This window comes from candidate division KSB1 bacterium (genome assembly GCA_034506395.1).
Taxonomy (GTDB): domain Bacteria; phylum Zhuqueibacterota; class Zhuqueibacteria; order Thermofontimicrobiales; family Thermofontimicrobiaceae; genus Thermofontimicrobium.
In genome coordinates this window covers 182,437-200,419 of the sequence record JAPDPQ010000003.1, presented here as the reverse complement: position 1 = coordinate 200,419, position 17,983 = coordinate 182,437, and the positions used below count along the sequence as shown (strand labels likewise).

General features: G+C 46.0%; 15 protein-coding genes. All 15 read left to right on the top strand.

Annotated elements, in window-relative coordinates:
- Position 1: 1 nt before the first annotated feature.
- The 15 genes from mutS (at position 2) to ONB37_03130 (ending at position 17,974) form a co-directional block, all read left to right on the top strand.
- Positions 2-2,626, top strand: coding sequence for a DNA mismatch repair protein MutS (gene mutS, locus ONB37_03200; GenBank protein MDZ7399154.1), 2,625 nt, complete (start codon positions 2-4; stop codon positions 2,624-2,626).
- Between the two features lie 71 nt (positions 2,627-2,697).
- Entirely contained in the window at positions 2,698-3,678 is a 981-nt protein-coding gene (locus tag ONB37_03195; protein ID MDZ7399153.1) for a hypothetical protein, read from the top strand.
- A 625-nt stretch (positions 3,679-4,303) separates the two neighbouring features.
- Entirely contained in the window at positions 4,304-5,173 is an 870-nt protein-coding gene (locus ONB37_03190; GenBank protein MDZ7399152.1) for a YicC family protein, read from the top strand.
- 269 nt (positions 5,174-5,442) lie between these two features.
- On the top strand, positions 5,443-5,709 hold the full coding sequence (locus ONB37_03185) for a DUF370 domain-containing protein (GenBank protein MDZ7399151.1): 267 nt from the start codon (positions 5,443-5,445) through the stop codon (positions 5,707-5,709).
- Between the two features lie 12 nt (positions 5,710-5,721).
- Complete coding sequence (gene gmk / locus ONB37_03180; protein MDZ7399150.1) at positions 5,722-6,309, top strand: guanylate kinase; 588 nt, start codon at positions 5,722-5,724, stop codon at positions 6,307-6,309.
- A gap of 522 nt (positions 6,310-6,831) precedes the next feature.
- Positions 6,832-7,149: a DNA-directed RNA polymerase subunit omega gene (locus ONB37_03175; protein ID MDZ7399149.1), complete on the top strand. Its 318-nt coding sequence runs from the start codon at positions 6,832-6,834 to the stop codon at positions 7,147-7,149.
- Between the two features lie 2 nt (positions 7,150-7,151).
- Positions 7,152-8,357 carry a bifunctional phosphopantothenoylcysteine decarboxylase/phosphopantothenate--cysteine ligase CoaBC gene (gene coaBC / locus ONB37_03170; protein ID MDZ7399148.1) on the top strand — a complete coding sequence of 402 codons (1,206 nt, stop codon included), beginning with the start codon at positions 7,152-7,154 and terminating at the stop codon, positions 8,355-8,357.
- A 237-nt stretch (positions 8,358-8,594) separates the two neighbouring features.
- Entirely contained in the window at positions 8,595-9,293 is a 699-nt protein-coding gene (locus ONB37_03165; GenBank protein MDZ7399147.1) for a uracil-DNA glycosylase, read from the top strand.
- Positions 9,294-9,410: 117 nt separating this feature from the next.
- A complete protein-coding gene (dnaB, locus tag ONB37_03160) occupies positions 9,411-10,787 on the top strand; it encodes a replicative DNA helicase (protein ID MDZ7399146.1) in 1,377 nt (458 codons plus the stop codon).
- Positions 10,788-10,831: 44 nt separating this feature from the next.
- The gene (locus ONB37_03155) at positions 10,832-13,033 is read left to right on the top strand and encodes a bifunctional (p)ppGpp synthetase/guanosine-3',5'-bis(diphosphate) 3'-pyrophosphohydrolase (protein MDZ7399145.1); all 2,202 of its coding nucleotides are present in this window, start codon (positions 10,832-10,834) and stop codon (positions 13,031-13,033) included.
- A 49-nt stretch (positions 13,034-13,082) separates the two neighbouring features.
- Complete coding sequence (locus ONB37_03150; GenBank protein MDZ7399144.1) at positions 13,083-13,391, top strand: integration host factor subunit beta; 309 nt, start codon at positions 13,083-13,085, stop codon at positions 13,389-13,391.
- A gap of 123 nt (positions 13,392-13,514) precedes the next feature.
- Positions 13,515-13,973 carry a Holliday junction resolvase RuvX gene (gene ruvX, locus ONB37_03145; protein ID MDZ7399143.1) on the top strand — a complete coding sequence of 153 codons (459 nt, stop codon included), beginning with the start codon at positions 13,515-13,517 and terminating at the stop codon, positions 13,971-13,973.
- Positions 13,974-15,542, top strand: a complete 1,569-nt coding sequence (lnt, locus tag ONB37_03140; protein MDZ7399142.1) for an apolipoprotein N-acyltransferase — start codon at positions 13,974-13,976, stop codon at positions 15,540-15,542.
- A 505-nt stretch (positions 15,543-16,047) separates the two neighbouring features.
- Positions 16,048-17,073, top strand: a complete 1,026-nt coding sequence (locus tag ONB37_03135) for a hypothetical protein (protein MDZ7399141.1) — start codon at positions 16,048-16,050, stop codon at positions 17,071-17,073.
- A gap of 268 nt (positions 17,074-17,341) precedes the next feature.
- The gene (locus tag ONB37_03130) at positions 17,342-17,974 is read left to right on the top strand and encodes a hypothetical protein (protein ID MDZ7399140.1); all 633 of its coding nucleotides are present in this window, start codon (positions 17,342-17,344) and stop codon (positions 17,972-17,974) included.
- Positions 17,975-17,983: the final 9 nt, after the last annotated feature.

Below are 17,983 nucleotides of genomic sequence, written 5' to 3'. Positions count from 1 at the left end.
TATGAAAGCTAATTCCAGCACAACGCCGCTCCTCGAACAGTATCTTGCCATTAAGGCGAAACATAAAAACGCCATTTTGTTTTTTCGGATGGGCGATTTTTATGAGATGTTCTATGAGGATGCCAAGATTGCTTCGCAGGTGTTGGGAATCACCCTGACTTCGCGGGCTCATGGCAAAGCCGCGGATGTTCCTTTGGCAGGGTTCCCGTATCATGCGCTCGATAACTACCTCACTAAGATGATCAAAGCAGGATATCGGGTGGCAATCTGCGAACAGGTGGAAGATCCGAAAACCGCCAAAACTATTGTCCGACGCGATGTGGTGGAGATAGTTACTCCAGGGACCACGTTTTCCGATGAACTGCTGGTTTCCAATCGTAACAATTATCTGGTAGCTCTGGCATTCGCGAAAGAGATTTGTGGTATGGCAGCAGTGGACGTGACAACTGGGGAATTCTTTGTGACCGAATTCCCCAAGGAGAAAATGCGAGAACAGGTGCTATCGCTTTATCCCGCTGAGATCGTAGTAGCAGAGACGCAGCTCCTTTATGCAACCAAAATCTTGAACGCAGAAAATGTATTTTTTACTGCCAGGGAGGATTGGATTTTCAGCCGCGATTATGGGTATGAAATTTTAACTGAGCATTTTAAAACTGCATCGCTGAAAGGTTTTGGGTGCGAGGACCTGGATGCAGGCATTGCTGCGGCTGGGGCGATTCTACATTATCTCAAAGAGAACCAAAAAAATCAACTGGGACATATTACTCAACTCAAAAGACGCTACAATTCCGATTACCTGACATTGGATCCGACGACCCAGCGCAATCTTGAGCTCGTACAGTCCTTGACGCAGCGGGATCAGCGAGGGACATTGATTTCAGTATTGGATCGCACCAAGACCGCGATGGGAGGCCGACGCTTAGTGAATTGGATGCTCAACCCACTCAACCAGCAGAAACCGATCGAATACCGCTTGAACGCTGTAGAGGAGTTCTACCAAAACGATCGCATGCGGCAGGATTTGAGGGAGCTGCTTGGGAAATTGGGCGATCTGGAGCGGCTGGTTTCCCGTGTAACCACGAACCGCGCTAATGCTCGGGATCTGATCTCGTTGAAATCTGCCCTGAAGCTCGTGCCGGAATTTCAGGCAAAGCTGGCACCTGCAGAGTCGGAATATGCGGTCCACATTCGCGAACACTTACAACCGCTTGACGCCGTAGTTGATGAGATCGAACGGGCGATTGTCGATGATCCACCTCTGGCAACCACAGAAGGTGGATTGATCCGTACGGGGTATCATGCGGAACTGGACCGATTGCGCGAGATCGCTTTTTCGGGAAAGGATTGGATCGCCCGGCTCCAAGCTTCGGAGCGCGAACGCACTGGCATTCCATCTTTAAAAGTGAATTACAACAAAGTATTCGGTTACTATATCGAAGTGACCAATCCTCATTTGGCCAAAATCCCAAATGAGTATATTCGGAAACAAACTCTCGTCAACGCTGAACGTTTCATCACCCCAGCGTTAAAAGAATATGAAGAACAAGTGCTCGGCGCCGAAGAAAAAATCATCAATCTTGAATTTGAGCTATTCGATCAGGTGCGGCAATTGGTGGCGCAAAACGTAAAAGCTATTCAACAGAATGCGACGCTGCTTGGCGAATTAGACTGCCTGTTGAATCTGGCTCAAGTGGCACGTGATAATCACTATTGCAAACCGATCATTACGACCGATGATGAGATCGTCATCAAGGATGGTCGTCATCCTGTGGTGGAGAAATTGCTCCCAGCAGGCCAATCATTCGTGCCAAATGACGTCCATTTGAACAACACGACCGATCAAATTTGGATCATTACCGGCCCAAATATGGCGGGCAAATCAACCTACCTTCGCCAGGTAGGGCTGATCGTCCTCATGGCCCAGATGGGCAGCTTTGTCCCAGCCAGTCATGCGAAGATCGGGCTGGTGGATAAAATCTTTACCCGCGTGGGGGCTTCGGACAATTTAGCTGGTGGCGAAAGCACGTTTCTGATGGAGATGAACGAGACCGCCAATATCTTAAATAATGCGAGCCCGAAAAGTCTTATTTTGCTGGATGAAATCGGCCGCGGAACCAGCACATTCGATGGATTATCGATCGCGTGGTCGGTGACTGAGTATTTGCACAATCACTCAAGCGTCGCTGCTAAAACGTTGTTCGCTACCCATTACCATGAATTAACGGAACTTGCTCTGATACTCCCACGTGTAAAAAACTACAATGTAGCGGTCAAGGAATGGGGGGACAAGGTAATCTTCATTCGGAAGATCGTCCCAGGGGGATGCGATCACAGCTACGGCATTCAAGTTGCTCAATTAGCTGGCCTGCCGAAAGAGGTAATACAGCGAGCCAAAGAGGTGTTGGCCAACCTTGAAGCCGATGAGTTGACCCCGAATGAAATGCCGCGGCTGGCGCGCCATTACCAGAACAAAAAACATCCAGAAGCAAAGCTTCAACTCGATTTCTTTGCCCAGCAACAACAACAATTGGTGGAGGAAATCAAGAAGCTCGATGTCAATCGTCTCACCCCAATCGATGCATTGAATAAATTGTATGAACTGAAAAAGCTAATCAGCGAGAATTAAATATGCGGATCTTGTCATTAATCTTGGTTTTGTTGCTGTTCAATCCGATGAGCAGTATAGCAGGGAAAATTGTGAAAGCGAAATATGCCGGCGAGTTCATGTCTATTGGGGTTGGGGCAAGAGCATTGGGCATGGGGGGTACTTTTGTGGCCATATCCGAGGATATAACCGCTGGATATTGGAACCCGGCCGCCCTTGCAAAGCTCGAATACCCTCAATTAGCGGGCATGTACGCAGAGCAATTTGCAAGGATGGTGAATTATAACTACGCTGCTGTCTCGCTCCCTATGCGAACCTTGAGCGGCATCTCGCTATCGTTGATCCGATTGGCGGTGGATGATATTCCCAATACCACGGACGCGCTTCTCGATTATGGCCTCGATGGCATTCCTAATACAGGCGATCCAGGCGAAGGGAATGGCAAAATCGATCCAACGGAAACCATTGATGCCAATAAAATTTTTTATTTCAATTCGGCCCAATATGCAATCTATTTGAGCTATGGCATTCGACACAGTGAAAATTTCTATTATGGCGGTAATGTGAAAATGTTGCATAAGGGCATCGGTGAAAATTCCGCGTGGGGCATGGGATTTGATATTGCTGGTCTCTGGCGAGCGCTGCCGAATTTGAATGTAGGTTTCAATTTGCAAGATCTCACTACAACTTTGCTGGTGTGGGACACTGGTCGGCAGGAGGCAATTATTCCAACAGCGAAATTAGGGATTGCCTATTTCTGGACGAACAAAATCATTTCTGGCCAAATTATCCCTGCCGTCGATATCGATGTGCGATTCGAGAATCGTCGCTATGCAGCACAATCACATCTGGGACCAACGAGTTTTGATTTCCATATCGGCGCCGAATATCGATTTCGACAAATGCTTGCTATGCGAGCGGGCTGGGACATTGGTCATTTTACCGCTGGTATAGGGATTAAGCTTCCCCGGCTCAATGTCGACTACGCGTTTCTAAGCCACCAGGATCTTGGGAACACGCATCGCATCTCCTTAATTTTGACACTTGAGGAACAAAAATTCCGACGCAAATAAACTGATCTTGCGTGCTGAAAAAGCGCTTATAATGATAGCTTTGATCAAAACATACAAACGATGCCAAGATTGAATAATAAACAGGTGAATTGATGTGGTGATCTAAGTTTTTTCATTGCTCCATTACTTTCTATAATCTATTCATTGTCTGAAGACATCCGCAAAGTTAAATAAGGAGGTCCCTGGGAATTGAATTTGTAGAATTAAGCTCCTAATCTACCAGAAATGGTTGCCCATAAAAAACCGAAATCATCCGAAAGATGAATCTCTAGAGATCGGTTCTGTACCTGGGTATCGGTTTTATGGGAGCGATTTTTGCATTTTATTTGGTTTGCTGGAATTTCAGGTGAAATAAAAAATTTTTCGCTCACCAGTCTCTGATTGCAGAATTGCTCCCCTAATAGAATCCGGAACGATTTCAGCTACTATATGTGGTGTCTGGAATGATGAAAAGGTCTTAATAAAGACCTTTTTTCTTTGTGGGCCGGAAGATAACCCTTTAGAAAAAAAAAGAAAAGCTCAAAAAAAGATTTGACAAATTCAAAAAAAATTTGTATACTTAGCACTAAATTTAATTTGTTATTTATTATTGATGATAGACAACGGCTAAAATATGATTGTTAGTATGACTGGTTATGGCCGAGGCGAGGTGAAGAATGAAGAATGTGAGATTGTGGCAGAAGTTCGCTCGGTTAATAACAGATTTCTTGACGTCCAGATGAAATTGCCGCGCAACTACTTTCATTATGAGCAAGAGGTCAAGAACATCATTCGAAATTATGTGACGCGCGGCCGGATCAATGTTTATGTTGGGCTAAAACTCAACACTGAAGAGAATGGTGCGGGACTGGTAATCAACCGCGAGCCAGCCCGAGTTTATTGGAAATTGCTTCAGCAATTAAAAAAAGAATTCAAGATTCGGGGAAGGATCAAGTTAGAGCACTTGCTCCAATTTCCAGATATAATTAGCTATGAAGAGGGAGCAGGGGCTAATGAAGCTATTTGGCACGCGATCGAGCAAGCGATAATCATTGCGATGGAGAATTTGCAAGAAATGCGGCGTCGCGAGGGTCAGGAACTAGCCAAGGATCTTGAAGGTAGAATTCAACTGCTGGATAAACGTATTGCTCAGATCGAGGCAATTTCATCAAGTCGGATGGGAGAAGAATTAGCCAAGCTGCGCCAACAGATTCAGGCCATTCTGCCGATCGAAGGGGTTGATGAGGCGCGATTGGAGACCGAAATCGCATTGATGATCAATCGAATTGATGTGACTGAAGAATGCGTTCGATTTCACAGCCATAATAAGATGTTTCTCGATGTGATGGTGTCGGAAGATGTGGTCGGTCGGAAACTTAATTTTTTGCTTCAAGAGATGACTCGGGAGGCAAATACCATCGGTGCCAAAGCCAATCATGCAGATATCGCCCATCTTGTGGTAGAGATCAAGGAAGAAGTGGAGAAAATCAGAGAGCAGGTGCAGAACATCGAGTAGTGCTGTGCAGAGGTCCAGCAGCGATTCGGTGTTGGCATGTGGTTGGAGGGGATAATTTGGGGCGCGATGTTGCAAGTGAAATGCATCGAATCAGGAAATAATGTCCCTGCTGTTGAGAGGCTGATCGTTTTTGCGGCTCGAGAATTTCCCTCCAGACTGATTCGTCTGGTGGAGGGGATTATCTGGGCGCTGCCACGCTGATAAATGAGTAGATCAATAGATCGCTTCAATCACATGAACCGTGGAATTCAAAGTTGTGGAAGAAAACAATGATGATCAGTATTGGTTTCAAGAACTACGTGAATCTAGATCAGATTGTGTCCATCATAGCACCAAATTCAAAGCCGATTAAAAATATGATTACAAATGCTCGAGAGAATGGGAAATTGGTTGACGCTACTATGGGCAAAAAGACCAAATCGGTGATCATCACGAGTAGCGATCATATTGTGTTATCGGCAAATCTGCCTGATACCATTGTGCATCGGATTCATGAGCTGACTGGTCGAACCAATGGCGCAGAGCCAGGTGAATGATCGGCGGGACAAATGCAGGGATTATTGATTATTTTATCATCTCCATCTGGAGGAGGTAAAACTTCTGTCATCCAAAAAATATTAGCGCGCGATCCCGAGAGATTTGTTTATTCTATCTCAGCAACCACCCGAAAACCGCGCCCTGGCGAGATCGATGGAAAAGACTATTTCTTTATGACAGAGTCAGAATTTCGGCAGGGGATCGAGAATGGAAAATTTTTAGAGTGGGAATCGGTTCATGGTCATCTTTATGGTACGCCCCGAGATTATATTGACTCCTGTTTAAAGAAAGGGAAGCACATTCTTTTTGATATTGACGTGAATGGTGCTCTAAAGGTCGCCAAAGTTTTGCCAGAACAGACGCTCACCATCTTTCTTGCGCCGCCTTCGATTGAAACGTTAATCCAGCGGCTAAAAAGTCGCAACACTGATTCAGCCGAGGAGATTAACACCCGGCTGCAACGGATCCCGATGGAGATGGAAAAGGCCCGGTTGTTCGATTATGTCGTAGTAAACCAAGATTTGGATACGACCGTAGCGCAAGTGCTTGAAATCATCGATAATTTTTCGAAACAGAAATCTGATGCCCTAGCGCAATGAGATGAGCTTTGACATGAAAAGGGGAGCTAAAGATTTTCTTTTGGATTAATAATCATAGCGCAGTGAGATGGTGATTGAAAATTTGACTCTTTGGCTTCACTCTGATCCTTTCCTGAAAATTGAGGGAGATGAGAGGCTGTGGCTTGTCGGGTTCTGGGTTTGAGTACGGATAGGAGTTCAAGTCTATAACCATAAAGCAGGGGTTGTGAAATTCTGATTTTGAACGATGATCAACTTCATTTCGACCATCTATCGATAGACGAGGCGGATAAAAAAATTCGGTTGGCGGTTGATCTTTTGCAAGTTGATGGGCAAGGTTAAAGTTTTATGCACTAAAAATACAGGAATGGAGAAAGATATAGATGGGGATTATCTGATATTCATATGAAAGCGAGGCAAAGATTTTGAATGAGGATGAGTTTTAGCAAGACATTGATTCGAGATTTTGAGTGGTAAGCCAAATTGGATTGCCAAAATAACATATCAGGACAAATTCATTAAATGCGCAGGAGGTTTTAAAAAATGTCCAGCACACTTCCGTTGAACGAATTAGAGAAGTTGAGCAATAATATTTATGAGGCGATTATAGTGATCGCAAAGCGAGCACGACAGATTAACGAGGAACAGAAGCGATTGATCGATGTAGAGACTCAGATGGATGATTCGGTCGATGATTATGACGATGATGAGGAAATGCGCGAAACTGAAGAACCAGAAGCGACCAAGAAGAAGGTCCTCAAACTGCCCAAGCCCACGGAACAGGCGATCCAAGAGATGTTAGCTGGGAAAATTAAGTGGGATTATGGCTTGGAACCTGAGATGGAAGAACGTGAGAATTGATAATGCTCTCTGGGGCCAAAATACTGGTGGGTGTGACGGGAGGCATCGCTGCCTATAAGACTGCGGAGCTAATTCGCGAGCTAAAGCGTCACGGGGCTGTGGTGCGAGTGGTCATGACGCGCGCTGCCACTGAATTTGTTACTCCATTGACTTTTGCGACGCTATCTGAACACCCAGTGCTGAGCGAGATGTTTGGCAGCCAAGACGCCGGGGCAGGGACGATTCACATTGAGGCGGCACGTTGGGCAGATGTGATTGTCATTTGCCCAGCCACCGCGAATACCATTGGCAAAATTGCCGTCGGCCTGGCAGATAATTTATTGACCACTTTGGTGATGGCGACCACGAGTCCAGTGATTTTCTGTCCAGCCATGAACAAGGAAATGTACCAAAACACCATCGTCCAGCAAAACATTGATCAACTCGTTAAGAAAGGGTATCACATCGTGCCTCCTGGTTCTGGGGAACTTGCTTGCGGTGAAATCGGTTGGGGACGGTTAGCCGATATTCCAGCTATCATTGATAAGATCAAAATGGTGGTGTTAGGAACTCATCGGTTGGCTGGCAAGAAAATTTTGGTCACCGCTGGCAGAACAGAAGAACCACTCGATCCAGTCCGTTTCATCACCAATCGATCCACTGGCAAAATGGGATTCGCCATTGCAGAAATGGCAGCATTGAACGGGGCAGAGGTGACGCTGATCAGCGGACCAAATCAGCTCCGAGCGCCCGTTTTTGTCAACTATGTTTCGGTCCAAACCGCAGATCAAATGGCCGATGCTGTTTTGGGGGCTGCATCACAGCAAGATGTCATTATCATGGCAGCGGCAGTTGCTGATTTTAAGCCCGAACAATATTCACTGCAAAAAATAAAAAAGAGTGATATTGCCGGGTCGCTTCGGTTGGTAAGAACCCGAGATATTCTAAAAGAACTTGGTCGCACTAAGCAGAATCAGATCTTAGTTGGATTTGCGGTTGAGACCGAACACGAACTTGAACATGCTCGAGAAAAGTTGATCGAAAAAAGACTCGATCTAATAGTTGTAAATAACCCGCTTTTACCCGGAGCAGGATTTGGCACAGATACCAATCGGGTGACGCTACTTGACGCAGCCGGCGGCAGCGAAGAGCTGCCACTCATGACGAAACATCAGGTCGCACAACAGATTTTAGCTCGGGTGATCCGGATGATCGAGGTGCGAAAATGATGGGTAGCTGTTGTTGTGAGAGGTTGGCATTTTCCACTTTGTGAAGAATCCAGTAATGATTGAAGACGAGTAAAACTGGGAAGAGCTTTGGGAAATTCATTGTAGTGAATCTTGTGGAGGGTGACAAAACTGACGCTTGAATTTTTGTATAGGCATTGAAAGAGTCTTTGGTAGGGGTTGATTTTTCAATTGCTGAAGTTGCTTTTGTCGCGGACCCAGAGAAAGGTGATTAGAGGAATGGAACATCCGCTTCAACAAGGGATCATCAATTTGCTGGAGGAGTTAAGGCGCTACTTGCGCAGCCAGCAGGAACTTTATGGCGATGAAATCTACGTGCGATCGGCTCAGCCGATGGTGCCCGAAGCAACTGCCCCTTCCCGACGAGATACCCTGTTAAAGTTCTACTACGAAGTGAAGGATTGTCAAAAGTGCGGTTTAGCGCGTCATAGAACCCGGTTGGTATTTGGCAGCGGCAATCCCAATTCTTCGATCCTGTTAATTGGCGAAGCCCCAGGGTTTCATGAAGATCAACAAGGGAAGCCGTTCGTCGGCAGTGCTGGTCAGCTATTGGATCGCATTTTGGCTGCAATTAATTTGTCGCGGCAGGGCATTTTTATCACCAATGTGGTGAAATGTCGTCCGCCCAATAATCGAGATCCATTGCCAGAAGAGTGTGAGGCTTGTAGTTATATTTTAACGAGGCAAATAGAAATCATCGAGCCGAAATTTATTTTGCTGTTGGGACGGATTGCGGCTGGAAGTTTACTGAAAACTGATGAACCTTTGACCAATTTGCGCGGGAAGGTTTATCAACTGAGGGATGCGCAAGCTGTAGTGACCTATCATCCAGCAGCATTGTTGCGAAATCCAGCGCTGAAACGGGGAACCTGGGAAGATGTGCAATTGTTTCAGAAACTATTTCAGGGAAATTCATAGAAAAACGCTATATATCTCGGTTCAGCATGGCATAAGATTTGAAGCATTGTGGTGAGAATGATAGCCTGAGCAGGCGAACAGCACGGAAGGATTGTTGGAGAGAGTGGGTGAATCACCATGGAAGTAGTGAGGAAAGAAGAGGCAAAGATACAACGGCTACCGCCGCAAGACATCGAGGCCGAGATGGCGGTGCTGGGCGCCATGTTTTTGGAACGAGATGCTGTGGGAAAGGCGATTGAGATTTTAGACGAATCGTGTTTTTACAAGACGGCGCATCAAAAGCTATTTAAGACAGCGGTGGAGCTGTACGATCATCAAGAGCCGATTGATGTGATCACAATGGCGGATGCGCTGAAAAAGAAAGGGATATTAGAGGAAGTTGGTGGCAATTATTATTTGATCCAATTGGCGGAGAAAGTGCCTTCGGCAGCCAATGTGGAACATTATGCCAAGATCGTGCTGGAGACAGCGCTTTTGCGACGTCTGATAAATGTGACCACGGATATTACGAACCGGGCGTATGAGCATAAGGGCGACGTTTATAGTTTATTAGATGCGGTGGAGAAAGAGATCTTCGTGCTCTCCGATCGTCGGTTGAAAAAGGGCTTTGTCTCCATTTATCAAACCATGCACGAGACGTTCGAGCGGATCGAGAGTTTTCACGGCAAAAAAGGCGGGGTTACTGGGGTACCATCTGGATTTACGGAGTTGGATGAAAAGACCTCTGGGTTTCAGAATTCAGATTTGATCGTGGTAGCTGGTCGGCCGTCAATGGGCAAAACCGCCTTCTGTCTAAATATTGCCCGCAACGCTTCAGTGGGGCATGGGATTCCAGTGGGGATTTTCAGTTTGGAGATGGCGGCGTATCAATTAGCGATGCGCATGTTATGCAGTGAGGCGCGGGTGGATTCGCACGCCGTGCGAACTGGGAAATTGCCCCCTGAGGATTGGCAGAAATTGAGCTTATCCGTTGGGGTATTGGCAGAGGCACCGATCTATATCGATGATACCCCAGCGATGAGCATCCTTGAGATCAAAGCTAAAGCAAGACGGCTGAAATATGAAAAGAATATCGGACTGTTGATTATCGATTATTTGCAACTGATTCAAGGCCCTCCGCAGAGCGAGAGCAGACAACAGGAGATCTCTGCTATTTCTCAAGCATTGAAAGCATTGGCCAAAGAGCTAAATATACCGGTGATTGCGTTATCGCAACTGTCGCGAGCAGTGGAATCTCGCGGCGGCGATCGCCGGCCGGTGCTGTCGGACTTGAGGGAGTCGGGAGCAATTGAGCAGGATGCGGATGTCGTCATTTTCATTTATCGGCCTGAAGTTTATGGTCGAACCGAACAAGAGGGGATCGCGGAGATTATCATCGGGAAACAACGGAGCGGCCCTATTGGGACGGTGAAGTTAGCGTTTGTCAAAGAGTATGTGCTGTTTGCAAATCTAACCAGGATATATGACGAGCACGAGCCCCAGCAGCCGTTTTAGCAATGACATCATGAAGTTGCATCATAAAACTGGTTGGATCAACAATGGAAGAGAAATATGAAAAAGAGCTGGAGAACCTGATTTGTAAAATAGGTCAGTACAATAATAATTTCGATGTAGAATTATTAAAGAAAGCCTATACCTTCAGCTATCATGCGCATCAGGACCAATTACGAAAATCGGGAGAGCCATATTTTGAGCACCCGCTTGAGGTTGCTAAGATTTTGGTGGATCTGCGCCTGGATTTAGGAACGATTTGTGGTGGCCTGCTCCATGACGTGGCTGAAGATACTGGGGTCACGTTGGACGAGGTAGCAGAGCAATTCGGCGTGGAGATAGCCACCCTGGTCGATGGGGTCACCAAGATCAGCGAGTTGAAGTTTGATAGTGTGGAGATGCTCCAAGCGGAAAACTTCCGCAAAATGATCATTTCCATGATCAAAGACATTCGGGTGATCTTGATCAAGTTCGCGGATCGTCTTCATAACATGCGGACCATTGAGTTTTTGCCTGAGAAGAAGCAGAAGCGGATCGCCCGCGAAACGCTGGATGTCTATGCGCCGTTAGCCCATCGGCTCGGCATCGCCAAATTGAAGTGGGAATTGGAGGACTTATCGTTCAAGACACTCAATCGCCAGGCGTATGAAGAGCTGGTCAACAAGGTGGCTGAGAAACGGGATGAGCGGGAGCGATATATTAAGCGCGTGGCTGCGCCGATCCAGAGAGAGCTGAAGCGGCTTGGTATCCAAGCTCGAATCAGTGGTCGTCCGAAAAACTTTTACAGCATTTACATGAAGATGTTGCGCCGACGTCTGCCTTTCGAAGAGATCCAGGATCTTCTGGCAGTCCGGGTGATCGTCAATAAAGTTGAAGAATGCTATTTTGTGCTGGGGGTGGTGCATAGTTTATTCACTCCGATTCATGAGCGGTTCGATGATTATATTGCGACCCCGAAATCAAACATGTATCAATCGCTTCACACCACGGTTATTGGTCCAGATGGCAAGATTGTCGAGATTCAAATTAGAACCGAGGAGATGCATCGGACCGCTGAAGAAGGAATTGCAGCCCATTGGCGGTACAAAGATGGCAAAGTCAAGGAAGATGAGCTGGACAAGCATTTTGTCTGGCTGCGCCGGGTGTTAGAATGGCAGCAGGATGCGCCGGACTCCAAAGAGTTCATGGAAAATCTAAAGATTGACCTGTTCCAGGACGAGGTGTTCGTTTTTTCCCCTCGGGGCGATCTGTATCGGTTGCCAGCAGGCTCGACGCCCGTAGATTTTGCCTTTGCGATTCATACTGAATTGGGGTATCATTGTCTCGGAGCCAAGGTCAATAGTCGCATTGTGCCGCTCAATTACCAACTGCGCAGCGGAGATACCGTCGAGATCATCACCTCGAGCAGCCAGCATCCAAACCAGGATTGGATCAAATTTGTCAAGACATCGAAAGCCCGCAGCAAGATCAAGCGCTGGATCAAAGATTCGATGTTTGAACAAAGCGTAAAGCTGGGCGAAGAGATTTTTCTGAAAGAGCTGAAGAAATACAATTTAAAAAAAGATGATGAGGAACTCAGTGAGATTGCGCAGAGCTATGGATATTCCGAAGTAAATCAACTGTACGCCGCGATCGGTCGCGGGGATATTGCGATTCATGGCGTGATGCAAAAGCTTGCCCCCGAACGAATTGATCAAATGAAAGACGAGACGTTAATCAAGCGGTTCATTCGTCGGGCGAGAAGTTCGGATAAAGGGGTTCGGGTGCAGGGCATCGAAAACATGTTGATCAATTTTGGCAAGTGTTGTCAACCAGTCCCAGGAGATCAAATCATTGGTTTCATCACAAAAGGAAGGGGGGTGGTGATCCATCGTACTGATTGCAAGAACATCTTAAACTTGATGAAAGATCCTGAGCGAAATATTGAAGTAGAATGGGACGTGGATCGCGATAAGCGCTTTATGGTTCGATTGTACATGGTCGCGCATGATCGTCGAGACTTTTTACGCGATGTCACCGAAGCCATTTCATCAACCGATGCCAATATCGTCAACGTGGTTTTGAAGACAGAAGACATGTTTGTGCATAATAATATGCTCATCGAAGTGCGCAATCTCAAGCATTTGACGACTATTATTGGGAAGATCAGTAAAATAAAAGGCATCATAACTGTGGAACGCCTGAGTGGGACAGACACCGGCTTCAAGCGATTGGATTTGTCAAATTTGATGCAAGAAGCTGAAAATTAACCGAAGCAGATACCAATTCACTATTAATGCAAAATAAGGAGCAGAATCGATGAAACAGACCATAACCAAGAAGGATGTCGCCAAACGCACCGCCAAACTGGTGGGGGAAAAGATTTACCTAACCGAGAAAGTGGTTGATGGAGTATTCACGACGTTAAGAGAATTCATGTCCGAGGCCGATCCAGAGATTCGCATTGAAATTCGGGATTTTGGTGTATTTGAAGTGAAGACCACAAAGCCGAAGCCGAAAGCCCGCAATCCAAAAACTGGGGAAATTATCTACGTGCCAGCGCGACGCAAGACCCATTTCAAGGCGGGCAAATTGCTCAAAGAAGTATTGAAACAACCGTTAGAATGATAATCATGGGATCGATGAGGCCGCCAGTTGTTACACTTTTGCTGGCGGCTTTGCCTTATCCAGATAATACTTATAAAAAACTGAATAGCCGAAAAAATCATTTTTAGTGAATCGAGCAAACGGATGAACACAACCGGCCGAATATTGGGGATCGACTATGGTGTTCGCCGGTTGGGAGTGGCGATTAGTGATCCGATGCGGACTATTGCCCAAGGTTTGCCAACCATCAAGATTTCAGGATTGCAACAGATGCTGGCCGAATTGGAAGCTATTATCATTGGACAGCAAGTCACTGAGATCGTCGTCGGTTGGCCGTTAAACTTGAAGGGCGAGGCCACGGTCGCTGCGCAACAAGTGGATCGGTTTATCCAGCAATTGCAACAGCGGTTCCATTTACCGATCCATCGCTGGGATGAACGCTGGAGCTCGATCGAAGCCCAGCGGACCATCCATCAATTCGACAAATCGCCAAGCCGGCTTAAAGCAAAAGTCGATCAAATCGCCGCTATCCTGATCCTCCAGTCGTTTCTGGATTATCTTAGGATCCAAAATCAAAATCGCAACCAAGAGCAACAAGCTTAAATGAAAAAAGACCTGCTACTAACGCTATTGTTCAGCGTATTGTTATCTTTCTCATTCCCCCCATACCGATTGGGTTTTTTGGCTTATGTCGCGCTTATTCCGTTCTTTTTGCTCCTGGAGCATAAAAATTTAGCTCAGACGATCAAATGGGGTTATCTTGCCGGATTATTCATGAATATCGGCACACTGTGGTGGATCAATCTGGTCACAGTCCCTGGCGCAATTGCTGCTATTCTTTATCTTCCTATTTACATGATCATTTATGCGGTGCTTCATAACTTTCTCAGCAATCGGCTTGGGCCAAAATATCTTTACTGGTGCATTCCGTTCTTATGGACTGGGGTCGAATATCTCCGTTCATTGGGCGTACTGGGATTTCCGTGGTGCTCGCTGGCGTATACTCAGAGCTATTATTTGAACCTGATCCAATATGTGAGCATTACTAGTGCATACGGCGTTTCGTTCTGGGTTGTAACGATCAATGTCGTCATTTGGCTCATCCTGAAAAACAGCTCCAATTTTAAAAAGTTGGTGATCTATTATCTGCTGCTCCTTTTGCTATTTATCTTGCCTTGGATTTATGGCCGAATGGTAATTCCAAAAGAGCAGCCAGCTCCAGACAATAGCATCAAAGTTGGACTAATTCAGGGAAATATTGATCCCTATGTCAAATGGAACGATGCCTTTTTGGCTGAGAACTGGCGGATTTATCATGAGCTTACCTTGGCCGCCGCTCAGCAACATCCGCATCTCATCATTTGGCCAGAGACCGCAGTCCCCGATTACCTGCGAATTTCAAGCCTATTTCTTCCCAATATTCGCGAGATGTTGCAGCAGATCAACACGCCGCTCATCACTGGCGCACCAGATTTTCAATACATGGAGGACCAAAGCTATCTGACATTCAACGGCGTGTTTCTCTTGACACCTGATGACCCAGGGTTTCAGATCTATCACAAGATTCACTTGGTGCCATTTGGCGAACGCGTGCCATTTACTGAATCATTGCCTTGGTTAAAGGAATTCCTGGAACGACTTGAGATGGGTGAAGGAAATTTTTCTCCGGGACAAAAAATTGTCTCCTTCGATGTGCCGATCACCCAAACAATCCCTGACTCATCGATAGAGCAATCTCGACGGCGATTCCTAAAAATCCCAGTTATTATCTGCTTCGAATCCTTGTTCCCAGAACTGGTGCGAAGCTTCATTTTAAACGGTGCCGATATTCTGGTCATCATCACTAATGACGCTTGGTTCAAGCGCAGTGCCGCTCCGTACCATCACGCTCAGATGGCAATATTTCGCGCTATCGAAAACCGCGTCAGCATCGCCCGATGCGCCAATACCGGGGTATCGATGTTCGTCGATCCCTATGGTCGAACGTTGAAGGCATCGCCAATCTTTCAAGCTCTATATCTGGTTCACGATCTCCCGCTGCGGAAGACCACCACTTTTTTTACTAAGCATGGCAATCTCTTCACCCTGTCAATTTCGCTGTTGAACTTGGTTCCCCTTATGTTCGCCCTGATTAATCGTCCCAAAACCATGCTAACAAGTTTGGACAGTTGATCGTGTGATGAAAGATCCTGCAACGTTTCATTGAGTCTCTCGTCTAAAATGAACGACCGATAGGATCGCTAAGTTACTACCTGATAATCAAAGTGCAGCGAGGCCTATCACGACCTTGTATTAGGGACGGATTGCAGCTCGTGGTTTGATCTACCGCAATGTGCAGTAAAAGCCGAACGTCTTATGCTTGGAGTTATCTGGTGCGATCAGTAATTTTTAATACTACATTGGGAACAGAATCTCTCATATTGGTGAACTGCTGGAAGCAGTAAAGGCAATTTGAAATAAAAATAGGATCGAGTCCAAATTCGTGGATTTCTCTCTCAGTAGTTTGGTCTTAGAAATATGAGAAAACAATGTTGATCATTCGATCAATTAATTACCATCGTACCAAAGCTTCAAATTATCGAAGTTTCATTAAAATGATGAGCTCCTCTTGATCATCTCAGAAGATCGAGACGGAAAAAAGCTCTCATGAAAAATGTAATGCGTTGGAGTTGTTGCTGTGTTCAAGATGAAGTTCAAATTTGTTTCTTGCTTGATCCTGCTCACTTGGCGTTGCGGGTTAGGGCAACAGGATTACTATTTCACTTTCAGCACCATCAAAGCGCGGCCGATCGCCATGGCAAGTGCTTATACAGCCATGGAGGATAATATCGTATCGGCGAATTTCAATCCCGCAACGCTCAGTTTCTACCGCTTCGACAAAGCGCATCGAATCACCCTGTTCTTCAATCCGATTGCGCCGACTGGCTTATTTTCAACCAATCAAGAGGTAGACCTTGGCACGAAGCGTCCAGTGAGCGATCGGCTGAAGACTATCCTATTGGCGGTCAAGGGGATTGCGGTGACTGCAAATTTTCTGGATCTGGCATTGTTATTGAATGAACAAGTGATCAACACGACGGTCCTACGGGAACAGCGACAATTTTTTCAGGACGGTGCGACTTGGGATAATAGTTACCATTCGCTGATTGCCAGACTTAAGCTGGCTGATCGCGTGTCTTTGGGATTCTCCAGCAGCGTTTATCGTCAGATAATAGGAGGTCAGGCACACAGCGGCTGGGGGTTCAGCTATGGCATCTTGTTAAAGCCATCCCCGCGGATGAATGTTGGGCTTGCTTTTATTGATTTCCCAAACAAGATCGCTGAAGTTCGCCTACCTTTAGAGCGGCTTTCAGATCAGACCATGAACATCGGTATTTGCTATCGACCATGGTCGAATGCGACTGTTTCGTTGGATGTCCGAAATCTTACTGAAGACGATCGTAAAGGTGTTCGAGAAATTCATCTCGGATTTGAGCAAAATCTCTTTTCGGTGGTGGCACTCCGGACTGGATATTTTCAGGAGCGATTTGCCTCGGTGCGGATTTTCTCCGCTGGCATCGGGCTGATCGATTCAAATATTTTTGTATCCGAGGAGAACAAATTTAATCATCCACAGTTTATGGTCAATTATGCATTTCTTTATCAAAAAGAACAGGTTCAGTTTGCGCGATGGCATGTCCTCTCGTTGCTGATTCGCATCTGAGAACTGAAACCAAGAACCAATACCTATTTAACCGTCAATTGTAAAAATCTGAAGGTCTATTCTTTTTGCGATCAGAGAGTCGGCTCGCACGAGCTCTTCCAAATACTACTTTGAGGCTCGCATCGAAATTAGGTTTTTTTGAGTTATTCAGTTGATTCGCAGACGTGAAAATTTCAAATTTGCATCATGGCAAGAGAGCAATCAAAATGATCTGGCATGAAGCAGGCGGAACTTTATTACCCTAATAGAGTATCAATGAATTGATTTTATGGGAGCCTGGAGCAAATATTACAAGGCGCTGCTTCTGCTGTGGTTGTGTGTTCAGCTATTGCCCAGCCGAGTCGGGTGCCAGCCATCCGATAATCTGACGGTATGCAACGAGCTGATCGATGCCATCGCCAACACAATTTTTGAGCGGCTGCCCAAGGGACAAAACATTTCGATTTTGATTCGGTCACCGTACAATTCTCCCAATGATACGAAATTATTGGTTGAGAATGGGATCATCAAAAATTTCTTTCAACGCGGTCTAACGACCATCTATCTGGAGAAAAGCGATTCAATCCCAACCTTTATTCTGGATTATCAGATTCTCGATTTCTCTGTGAATTATGCTCGAGGGATGCAAAAAAAATTCATTCAGCGGGGCATAAAGCTGCATCTCAAAATGCGCGCCACAGAAGGCAGGTCTGGTCAGGTACTTTGGGTGGATGAGTTTCAGCAACGATTTGAGGATCAAGTCCGAACTCGTGACGTGTCGAATTTGGAGCATAGTTCGATCCCTTTAACTCAAGGCAAGTTGCCCGAGCAAAACGGACTAAGAGTTTATCTCGAGCCGATGATTATAACGGCGGCAACTGCTACCATCATCTACTTATTTTTCCGGTTGCGGAGCAAATAGAAGGATTTA